The sequence below is a fragment of the Microcoleus sp. K5-D4 genome, from assembly GCF_036704575.1.
In the GTDB taxonomy this organism is placed as follows: Bacteria; Cyanobacteriota; Cyanobacteriia; order Cyanobacteriales; family Microcoleaceae; genus Microcoleus.
Map to the genome: position 1 here is coordinate 1 of NZ_JAUBSD010000195.1, position 2,064 is coordinate 2,064.

A 2,064-nucleotide genomic window follows, 5' to 3' on the forward strand; every position below is an offset into this window, starting at 1 on the left:
ATTTCTATTCCTAGCTCGTCAACTAATTTTTGTAAATCCGATTTAAAGATATGATGATTGGAATTATTACTGCCACCACCATCGCATTTTATCAAAATTTAATCGGCTTGAGGGTAGATAAAATTTCCGTAATTAACCAACCATAATTTAATCGATTCACAAGCAAACTCACTCGTGTCTTTACTGATCCCTAGGTTTAAATATCCTCGGTTATGTTGCAGATCATAAATTCCATGAGGTACTACTTTTCCTTCAGCAAAACTCCAAAAATCATGGTCAAATGTCGTAATAGCTTCCGTAGTATATAGACTTCCGGCTCGATATAAATTTCCAATAAATTCCTTCTTTTTCGTGTCCATACTAACAATCGGATTTCCCTGTAACTCATACTCGGCGGTAATTATGGCAAGATTTTTTAATTGTTCATTACGATTCTTGGTTACTCCGGTTGTTTGTTTTTTTTGAGCTTGGCGTTTCACATATCCATGTTGTTTTAACAGTTTTTTAACGACTGTTGTACTGACTATTATTTCCTGAGCCTTCAGACCTTCAACTATTTGTTGCTGGGTAAGATTTGTCCATTTAATTTTTTCCGACATGGGCTCTCCGGCTGTGTGGTTTTTTAAGACTTCTAAAAAACGCTCATTTAAATCAGGTATCTCAGACTCCCTAGTTTTTCTTCCTCCTCCACATCGGCGAATTCTCTGTTGATTACAAGTAGTGTCTGATTCACTTTTTAACTCCTTAATTCCCTTGGCTATTGTATTCCTGTCTACTCCCAAAACTCGAGCTATGTAAATAATTCCACCATGTCCAAGTTTTACGGCTTCTATCGCTGCATATTTTCTTTGGTCTTTTTCAGATAAAGACTGATGATGTTTTCGCATTAAATCAGTAATTTCGTCTGAGTAGTACATAAATTCAGTTAGTCATAAATGATTTAAATCAAAAAAATCATGGGCGACATAAAAAGAACCAAGTAGGTATAATTTTTGATAGCTCTACCGAAACATGAACCTATTCATCTTCACTCATTTATTTATTATACATCGCTGATGTTATTAAATTTTCATTCCTAATGTCATATCACGCTATGGCAAACACTTCTCTAATCATAACGTACTCTGATCCTTTCCTTCAGGGCACTACCCCCCTATGTAGTAGCAGATTTATATCAAAGACGCTGGCGAATTGAAGAGGCATTTTGTACAGTAAAAAGATTATTAAATCTCAGCTATTTATGGACAGGTTCATTAAACGGAATTAAGCTCCAAATCTGGGCTACTTGGCTATTTTATGCGGTTTTAGTAGATTTAGGAGATGCGGTGGCAGATGAATTAGGAGTACCAATTGAACGGGTTTCATTAGAAATGATTGATCGGGGGATGTATCATTTTTCGGTGGCCTATCAAAAAGGATTAGCTTCTGACCTAGTTAAGTATTTTGCCGCCGATAAAAATCAAGATTTAGGGATCGTTAAGCGACGACGAAAACCTGGTAGTAATAAATATGTAGTGAAATTTAATTACAGTAATTGAATACATAGGATACTTTTATAACTCATACAATCAAATTTTGTGATTTTAATATTTTTTTCGCGTTTGAATGTAGGTTGAGTTACAGTTATGCTATCATCAGGAATTATTGCTGGAATCCTTGACATCTGCCAACAAGATTAGTTTAGTCATATAATATGCTATCCTTACGACCAAATTGCCCTGAATGTGGTTCAAATCACATAGTTAAAAATGGTAGAATTCACAATAAAAAACCCAAATACAAATGTCAAAGTTGCGGCCGCCAAGAAAGTCGAAAATCCGACCAACAAAGTAATTAGATCAGAAACAAAAGATTTAATCGATCGACTTCTTTTGGAGAAGATTTCTTTGGCTGGTATAGCTAGAAGCACGGGTCTTTCTCAAAAATGGTTACAGGATTACGTAAATAATAAATATGCCTCAATCGAACGCACAGTAAAGGTTAAACCGTAAGGATTCAGGTCTGTGATTGAGGAATAAGAGAAGGCATAAAAAAGTTACAAGAATGGGCAGATATAGCATCACG

Annotated in this window: 3 pseudogenes; 2 read left to right on the top strand and 1 reads right to left on the bottom strand. The window is 35.4% G+C overall.

The features are described 5' to 3' along the window. Positions 1-917: pseudogene (locus tag QUA77_RS28945) on the bottom strand (ISAzo13 family transposase); the annotation flags it as partial. A 204-nt stretch (positions 918-1,121) separates the two neighbouring features. Between QUA77_RS28945 and QUA77_RS28950 the strand changes: the two are divergent. After that, positions 1,122-1,523 (top strand): annotated as a pseudogene (locus QUA77_RS28950) (transposase); the annotation flags it as partial. A 170-nt stretch (positions 1,524-1,693) separates the two neighbouring features. Continuing rightward, positions 1,694-1,982, top strand: a pseudogene (locus QUA77_RS29485) (IS1/IS1595 family N-terminal zinc-binding domain-containing protein); the annotation flags it as partial. Positions 1,983-2,064 lie beyond the last annotated feature (82 nt).